This window comes from Nostoc sp. UCD121 (assembly GCF_014222285.1).
Lineage (GTDB): Bacteria > Cyanobacteriota > Cyanobacteriia > Cyanobacteriales > Nostocaceae > Nostoc.
The window spans coordinates 1-8,860 of the sequence record NZ_JACKZS010000266.1; the positions used below are offsets into that span (position 1 = coordinate 1).

Below are 8,860 nucleotides of genomic sequence, written 5' to 3' on the forward strand. Positions count from 1 at the left end.
GATTTCGTCTCCCAAGAATTACGGGCGGCGGAAGACCCTGAGTTTGAAACCTTCTATACCAAAAACATTTTGCTGAATGAGGGTATCCGCGCTTGGATGGCTCCTCAAGATCAACCCCACGAACAATTTGTATTCCCTGAGGAGGTATTACCACGTGGTAACGCTCTCTAATAGACCAAATATATTAGGCGGCACTGGACGCGACCAAGAATCTACTGGCTTTGCCTGGTGGTCTGGTAACGCGCGTTTAATCAATCTATCTGGCAAACTCTTGGGCGCTCACGTTGCCCACGCTGGCTTGATTGTATTCTGGGCTGGAGCGATGACTTTGTTTGAAGTCGCTCACTTCATTCCCGAAAAGCCCATGTACGAGCAGGGCTTGATCCTGTTACCTCACCTCGCCAGTCAGGGCTGGGGTGTTGGTGCTGGTGGTGAAGTTATCGACACCTTCCCCTACTTTGTTGTCGGTGTACTCCACCTAATTTCCTCAGCCGTCCTTGGCTTTGGCGGTATCTATCATGCCGTTCGTGGCCCAGAAACCTTAGAAGAATACTCTTCTTTTTTTGGTTACGACTGGAAAGACAAGAACAAGATGACCAACATCATCGGATTCCACCTGATTATTTTGGGATGTGGTGCGTTGCTGTTGGTTCTAAAAGCAATGTTCTTCGGTGGTTTGTATGACACTTGGGCACCAGGCGGTGGTGACGTTCGTGTTATTACCAATCCGACATTGAACCCAGCAGTTATCTTCGGCTATGTACTCAAGTCTCCCTTCGGTGGCGAAGGCTGGATTGTGAGCGTCGATAACTTGGAAGATGTGGTCGGTGGTCACATCTGGATTGCCTTTATTTGTATTGCTGGCGGTATTTTCCACATTCTTACCAAGCCTTTTGCTTGGTCACGTCGTGCATCCATCTGGTCTGGTGAGGCTTACCTCTCCTACAGCTTGGGCGCTCTGTCGTTGATGGGCTTCATTGCCTCCATCTATGTTTGGTTTAACAACACCGTTTACCCCAGCGAATTTTACGGCCCTACCGGCCCAGAAGCCTCTCAAGCTCAGGCTTTAACCTTCTTGATTCGTGACCAACGCTTGGGTGCTAACGTCGGTTCTGCCCAAGGCCCCACAGGTCTAGGTAAATACCTGATGCGCTCTCCAACTGGTGAAATCATCTTCGGTGGTGAAACCATGCGCTTCTGGGATTTCCGTGGCCCTTGGTTGGAGCCTCTACGTGGCCCCAATGGTCTTGACTTGGAAAAAATCAAGAACGATATTCAGCCTTGGCAAGCTCGTCGTGCTGCTGAATACATGACCCATGCTCCTCTGGGTTCTTTGAACTCCGTGGGTGGTGTGGCTACTGAAATTAACTCCTTCAACTACGTATCTCCTCGCGCTTGGTTGGCGACTTCTCACTTCGTACTAGGATTCTTCTTCTTAGTTGGTCACTTGTGGCACGCTGGTCGCGCACGGGCTGCGGCTGGTGGTTTTGAGAAAGGAATTAATCGTGAGACTGAGCCAGTGATGTTTATGGAAGACCTAGATTAGGTTGTAAGGTTTATTTCATTACTGACAACTAAATAATTTAAAAGCTCTTGCGTAAAAGCAAGGGCTTTTTTTATAGGAAAATTAGTCATCTATTGATTAAAGTCAGCGACTTACCAAAGGAATTAATACTATGAGTGACTCTAATTTTATTGATGCTTTGCGATGGACATCTGAAGCTAAAGAAAAGTTACAAAATATTCCCTTTTTTGTCCGCTCTCAAGCTAAAGCCAGAATTGAACAGCTAGCTCGTGAAAGCAGATTTGGTAGAACAGGCTAGGCTTGAGTTTGGACAATAAAAGATTCTGGAGGTTGTAATAATGACAGTCGCCAAAAATCGAGCAGACCGAGTAATGCTTTACGATATTAGCTAGCAACACTTTGAAAATGCTCTAAAAGACTTGGGACATTGGGCGGCAAAGTTAGCTTAAGATCGCACTACTTTGGAAATTATCAGACTTTTACCTGAACATAAAGATTACATTACAAAGAGATAATAGATTAATAGGTGAGTTGAAGAAAAGTAGTCATCGCCGTCAAAAGGCAGAGCCAAGCAACAATTAAAATGAGCGAACTGACCATACTAATCTAAATTTAGAGGATTTTGATTATGCCTAGACTTACGATTCCACCCAATTTCACAGGCACTGCTGGTTCCGACACTTTAGTTGGAGAAGATTTAAATAAATTTCCAGCAATCGGGATTGATATTTTAACTGGAGGTTTCATTTTTACAGGCTCAGGAAAGGACACCATTAAAGGCAATGGCACTGGCGGTGAAGGTCGTGATGGTGTTATCGGTAAGAACGTCAATGGCAGCGAAGGTGGTACAGGGACTGGCATCAGTAACAGTGGCAATCTGAATGCTGGATCGGGCGACGACGTTATCATCAGCAAGGGTATTGGGGGTCGTGGAGGCAACGGCGTGAATGATTTTGATGACCCCAATTCTGGCACTAGTGGCGGCGGTGGCGGTACAGGGACTGGCATCAGTAACAGTGGCATCCTTAATACTGGGTTGGGCAACGATACTATCATCAGCAATGGCACTGGCGGCAACGGCGGCAACGGCGGCGGTCGATTCTTGAGTGGCGGCTACAGTGGATATGGGATTGGCATCAGCAACAGTGGCAAACTGAATACTGGGGGCGGAAATGACACGATCGCTGGCACTGCTCAGGGCGGCACTGGTGGTGAAGATTACCTTGGTGTCAATGGTGGTACTGGAACAGGCATCAGTAACAGTGGCAAACTGAATGCAGGGGACGGAAATGACACGATCACTGGCACTGGTCAGGGCGGCACTGGTAGTAACGGTCGCTTCGGCAGCGAGGGCGGATTCGGGATAGGTATCAGCAACACTGGGCAACTGGATACCGGAGACGGAAATGACACAATCACTGGCACTGGGACTGGGGCTGCTGATACAGACGACAGTTTCGCTGTCGGCGGTACTGGAACTGGCATCATTAACAGTAAGAAACTGGATACCGGAGACGGAGAAGACACGATCATAGGCACTGGCACTTCTGGTGGCGGCCCCGACAGTACTAATGGAACTGGCATCCAGAACATGAAAGGTGCCACCATCACCACAGGGCAAGGCAACGACACAATTACTGGTTCTGGCAAAAGTTTAGTCTATAGCGTCTTCGTCATAGGCATCTCCAACGATGGAGTAATTGATACTGGCAATGGTTGTGACATCCTTACGGGACTTGCTAATACAACAATTGGTGGTACTTCTATAGACACTGGTACTTCTATAAGCACTGGCATAGGCAATTATGGACAAGGAACGATCTGGACTGGGTTGGGCAATGACAGTATTACTGGCACTGGGCAGGGCGCTAACAACGAGAATGGCTATTACTACAATGGTGGTAATGGTGGCACTGGAACAGGTATTAGTAACAGTGGCAATCTGAATGCTGGGGATGGGAATGACACTATCACCGGCACTGGTCAGGGCGGTAATGGCGATCGGGGTGGTAAAAACTTTGATCGCGGTAATGACGGTAATGGCGCTAATGGTGGCACTGGAACAGGTATTAGTAACAGTGGCAATCTGAATGCTGGGGATGGGAATGACACTATCACTGGCACTGGTCAGGGCGGTAATGGTGGTAATGGTGGCACTGGCTTTAATGGCGGTAATGGTGGCACTGGAACAGGTATTAGTAACAGTGGCAATCTGAATACTGGGGATGGGAATGACGCTATCACCGGCACTGGTCAGGGGGGCAGAGGTGGTACTGGCAAAATACCAGGCACAAATGCCACTGCACACGGCATTTTCAACGACGGAGTAATTGATACTGGGAATGGTTATGACATCCTTACCGGACAGGCTACAGCAACAATTGGTGGTGCTGCCTATGGCATTTATGGAAAAGGAACTATCAAGACTGGCGATGGCAATGACAAAATTACAGCCACCACTACCATCAATGAAGTTCAAGAAAAAGTTACCATTGGTGGCGGTATCAACATTGATCTAGGTACTGGAAATGACTACTTCAAAGGGTTTGGTACTGGGACTGTGGATGGTGGAAAAGGTTTTGACACCTTAGACCTCAGTGCTTTCAATCGCTCTGAACTCACTTTTTCTGGTGCAATTTCGGGCAATGCCCTAAACCCAGCTAACATCAGCTTCAATAACAATGAAGATGTTATTACACTGTCCACAAAAGGTTTTGAGAATTTTATCTTTGCAGATGGCTCTTTGTGCTACAGCACTTTGGTCTGAGAGGTTGTTTGAAAAGTGTTTGGCTGTAAATTTTAAGTACTTCTAGATCCACCCTAGCCCTTTTTAAGGGGGGAACCGGAATCAAAGTCCCCCTTTTTATTAGGGGATTTAGGGGAATCTATAATGTTCTGCTACTAACAAGAAGACTTTTCAAACATCCTCTGAAATTAAAATTACAACAATCTCACGAACAATAATTACAAACTACGAATTAATATCAACTTCCTCCCACATTCATTGCTGCTAAAAAAGCCTTCTGGCTCACATCTCTGTAAACTGTATTCAAAGACTTCATTACCACATCACTCGAAGTTGAACTTACTGCATTTTCCTCTTCCTTCGCTAGGGGGATTGCTCCTAATACATCTAGTACCATCTCATTAGTGGACGGCGAAATTACTACTAATGATGACTCTAGTGGCTCATTATATTGCCAGAAAGAGTCAATTTTTACTGAGTATTTGTTATTAGGAGTTGACTGTTGAATATCGGGTGTTTCTGTGGTATTTGGCTGAATCTTGGCACTACGTAATTGACGTAAATCGCTGATAATTTGCTCTTTGGTGCGTCCGCGCAATTGAAATAGTACAAAAGGGTCTTCACTGAAGCGATCGCCTAACTGATAGTACAAGGCACCAATATGTTTACAAGGATTTGCTTTATCAGGACAAGAGCATTTACTCTGGACATCACCAAGGGTAAATGGAAATATCGAAAGACCATTAGCCGTGAATACTTCTTCTATATTTTGTGGCATTTCTCCTGCTAGTAATTTGGCAGCAAAAATTGCCTTTTGGGACATGGTTTCAATTACATAACCCCACTGTTCATCACTAAAGGGTTCAAGGGAAAGAGAAACTTTATAAGGTTCTACTTCACTACCTTGCACCCTAGCTAATACTTTTGCTCCTTTAAATTCAATGCTTAAAACATTTCCTTGGCGAGCATAATTTCTCGCACGTTCTAAACGCTTTTTAAAACGATAGGAGTCTAGCAAATCTAACCATTGTTGCGACCACCATTCTCGGCTTGCTTGTAATGTGTAATTAGTCATAATTAATTCAAAGATTCAGTAGTCTGCTATATTATTGCGAGTTCGTAGTGAGCGCTTTAGCGCTCAAATTAAGGACTAAAATCCTTACTACGAACTTATTCTGCATCATCGTCAATTACTGCACTGCGATCGAGTATTAGTAAGTTGCGAAGTTGGTCTGTATCCAGTTCAGTCAACCATTCTTCACCAGCACCCACAACTTGTTCAGCCAATTGTTTTTTACTTTCAATCATGTCATGAATTTTTTCTTCTAAAGTACCGGTGCAAACAAATTTATGTACTTGTACATTCCGAGTTTGACCAATCCGAAATACTCTATCTGTAGCTTGATTTTCTACTGCTGGGTTCCACCATCTATCAAAGTGAAATACATGATTTGCTCGTGTTAAATTAAGTCCGACACCACCAGCTTTCAGAGAAAGAATCATAATCGGTGGCCCTTGAGGGTCGTGTTGGAAACGGTCGATCATTTCCTCTCGTTGTTTTTTGCTGGTACTGCCATACAAAAAGAATATTTCTCGCCCAAGCTGTTTTTCTAAATAGGGTTTAAGCAATTTACCCCACTCAGCAAATTGTGTGAAAATTAAAGCTCTATCGCCTTCTGCTAAAACTTCTTCTAACATTTCTTCTAGCCGCAGAAGTTTGGCTGAATTATGTTGCTCTAATGTCGCCTGTTTCAAGTATTGTGCTGGGTGATTGCAGATTTGTTTTAGTTTGATTAGTAAAGCCAAAATCATCCCCCGGCGTTGCAATCCTTCAGCAGATTCTATCTCTACTAAAGATTGTTCTACAATTTGTTGATAAAGTGCAGCTTGTTCACCAGTCAGACCGCAAAATACGGTCATTTCTTGCTTATCTGGCAAGTCTTGAATGATGTCGCGATCGCTTTTTAATCGCCGCAGTATAAATGGTTGCACTAATGAACGTAACTGAGTCAAAGAAGCGGTATCCCCATACTTTTCAATTGGCATGGCAAACCGACGCTGGAAAAATTGCTTATTGCCTAAATAGCCAGGATTGAGAAAATCCAAAATAGACCAGAGTTCTTGTAGCCTATTTTCTACTGGTGTCCCCGTTAATGCAATGCGAAATGTCGCTTCTAATTGCCGCACTGCTTTTGACTGTTTCGCCTCTGGGTTTTTCACATTCTGAGCTTCGTCTAAAACAATTATCTGCCAAGAGACACTTTCTAATGACTTGATATCTCGATGAAGCAGTGAGTAGCTGGTAACGATTAAATCGTGCTTTTTCACTGCTTCTAAAAACGCTTTCCCTTTTGGGCGTTTGTCACCGTGATATTGCAAAATTTTCAGGCTTGGTGCAAATTTATTTACTTCCCTTTCCCAGTTACCTAAAACCGAAGTTGGACAAACTAGCAGGGTTGGATTTTCTAGTGCATCCTGTTCTTTGAGATGTAGCAGAAAAGCGATAAACTGCACGGTTTTACCGAGTCCCATATCGTCGGCGAGACACGCGCCTAAGCCCCAACGTTCTAAGAAAGATAGCCAAGCAGCACCACGTTCTTGATAAGGTCGCAACTGTCCTTTAAAGGCTGCTGGTGTGGGCAAAGGTGCGATCGCTTGATTATTGTTTAGCGCCCCAATTAACTCTTGCAACGCCCCAGATGCCTCAAAGCTAACCACTGGTAATTTTTCAATTACCTGGGTGTCTCCTGTACTGAAACGCAAGGCATCTTCCAGGGAAAGGGCCATTTGGTCTTTGCGAGTGGTAAAAAAAGTTTGGGCTGTTTTGATATCTTGGGGGCGCAATTCTACCCACTCGCCGTTAATTTCCACTAGCGGACTATTTAAAGCCACAAGTTTATCAAACTCGGCTTTAGAAATAGTTTGTCCACCAATTGCCAATTGCCATTGGAAATTTAGTAGACTCTGCAACCCCAAACGTCCCTGTTTTTTCTTTGGGGTTTCAGCAGTAATTTTCAAACCCAAACGATTCGCCCATCCTTCGCGGTTTGCCAAACTAGGAGGCAAAATTACTCCTAAACCACTGTCTTCTAATCTCCAAGCTACAGCTTTGATAAACTCATAAGCTTGCATGGGGGTGATCCGAGAAGATTGGGGATATTCGGTTTCAAAACTGGGTGCGATCGCTGGATATAATCGAGAAGCTAGCCCCAAACCTCGCAAAAAGGTTTCCTGTGGCTGCTCAATTGTCCGATTTTCATAAACCAAACGTTCAACTGGATTGTTCCAAATAGTTGCCGCATCCACCACAAACTCAGGATCGTCAGCCGCTTGCAGAAAATACGCCAATGTCCAATCTGTTTCACCAGACTCTGGAGAACGCAGTTGAAAACAGGTACGAAATAGAGTTTTAAGAGTTAATTGATACTGTAACGGCATCGTCCAAGCCTTCAGTGCCGCTTCCAGTCGTTCCACTTCAATTGCATCTGCGTTAACTGTACCAGATGTACTAGTTAAAGCTTGCAACCACTGTCGCACCCCACCGGGTAAAGATGCCATCGCCTTAGCTTCCATTGGAGGCTGAGAACCTACCATCCCTCGCACTTGCGTATCTATCGTACTGTTGAGAAATCCCAAAAGTAATTCTTGAGGTTCGGCAGGAAAGTCTACACAGATTGAACATTGGGCATTAGCTATTGATTTTTCTCCCCCTGCTCCTTCATCTCCCTCCACTCCCTCCTGATAGCTGCGGCAAACCAACGGCATATCCGCAGAAAACTTTTCTAGGCGAGTTCCATCTACAGCACTGTCTAGAAGTACTTGCCATTTAGCAGCAAATGCACCGTCTGATTGCCGTTCAATTCTTGGTAAAAACTTACACCGCGAGATTAAATCTAAACTCCATCGGGAAACCTGCGACCAAAAACGTAAATCTCCTCCTAAAAAGGCATCTTCCCCTTTAGCAGCATTCAGGGGAACAGCAGCGAGAAATTTTACTGCCTCGTTGGGGTTAAGACAAAAACCCTCTACTCGCCACGGTTGCAAATATTGCGGAGAGTCTGTTTCTAGTCCCAAGCTGGCAGAATGCACAGGGAAAATTGCAGATGTTCCTTCTGTACTCTCTTCGGGAATATAAGTTGGTAAGGCAATTATTTGTGAATGCGTTGGTAAACTTATCTCAGTGGCAGTGGCTGCTTTACGTGTTCGCCCAGTAGTAGCGATGGCAATTTGGGGTTGCTGGATAAAGTTGGTAATCGCCATCTTCTGGGAAACCAACCACTCACTCAACTCCACTGATGTCATTGCCAATGGATTTAGTGGGATATCTCCAGATCCATTAGACTCGAAATTAACTCGTGGCGATCGCCAAGTTTCTCCCCAAATAAATAAACAACCTTTTTGACTTTTTAGTAACCAATTACCGTGTAAAATCGCCATTTGCTAATTACTCAGATTCTTGTAAAATTAAATAATTTAACTTGCGAAAACTCTATTTATTACATTTTCTCAATAACATTGATAATAAAATTATTGCGTACAATAAAATTTAAAATAATTATTTTGCATAAACATTATTAATAATGGATTTC

The 8,860-nt window shown here is 44.3% G+C and carries 4 protein-coding genes and 2 pseudogenes; 4 read left to right on the forward strand and 2 right to left on the reverse strand.

Features of this window, described 5'->3' with window-relative positions; all coding sequences use genetic code 11:
- The 4 genes and pseudogenes from GNF10_RS32580 to GNF10_RS32595 form a co-directional block, all read left to right on the forward strand.
- Positions 1-171, forward strand: a pseudogene (locus tag GNF10_RS32580) (photosystem II D2 protein (photosystem q(a) protein)); the annotation flags it as partial.
- Positions 155-1,546, forward strand: coding sequence for a photosystem II reaction center protein CP43 (gene psbC, locus GNF10_RS32585; RefSeq protein ID WP_185583067.1), 1,392 nt, complete (start codon positions 155-157; stop codon positions 1,544-1,546). The pseudogene GNF10_RS32580 and the gene psbC, both read left to right, overlap by 17 nt.
- Before the next feature lie 130 nt (positions 1,547-1,676).
- A pseudogene (locus tag GNF10_RS32590) lies at positions 1,677-1,842 on the forward strand (PCP reductase family protein).
- Between the two features lie 311 nt (positions 1,843-2,153).
- On the forward strand, positions 2,154-4,292 hold the full coding sequence (locus tag GNF10_RS32595; protein WP_185583065.1) for a hypothetical protein: 2,139 nt from the start codon (positions 2,154-2,156) through the stop codon (positions 4,290-4,292).
- A gap of 217 nt (positions 4,293-4,509) precedes the next feature.
- Here the strand turns inward: GNF10_RS32595 and GNF10_RS32600 are convergent, their stop codons facing one another.
- Positions 4,510-5,346: an SWIM zinc finger family protein gene (locus tag GNF10_RS32600; protein ID WP_185583063.1), complete on the reverse strand. Its 837-nt coding sequence runs from the start codon at positions 5,344-5,346 to the stop codon at positions 4,510-4,512.
- Positions 5,347-5,441: 95 nt separating this feature from the next.
- The gene (locus GNF10_RS32605; protein ID WP_185583061.1) at positions 5,442-8,708 is read right to left on the reverse strand and encodes a DEAD/DEAH box helicase; all 3,267 of its coding nucleotides are present in this window, start codon (positions 8,706-8,708) and stop codon (positions 5,442-5,444) included.
- Between the last annotated feature and the right edge of the window lie 152 nt (positions 8,709-8,860).

What these genes read in the sequence shown, in the direction of transcription:
- GNF10_RS32605 (WP_185583061.1), bottom strand. Translation starts at nt 8,708, where the DNA reads ATGGCGATTTTACACGGTAATTGGTTACTAAAAAGTCAAAAAGGTTGT.
- GNF10_RS32600 (WP_185583063.1), bottom strand. Translation starts at nt 5,346, where the DNA reads ATGACTAATTACACATTACAAGCAAGCCGAGAATGGTGGTCGCAACAA.
- GNF10_RS32595 (WP_185583065.1), top strand. Translation starts at nt 2,154, where the DNA reads ATGCCTAGACTTACGATTCCACCCAATTTCACAGGCACTGCTGGTTCC.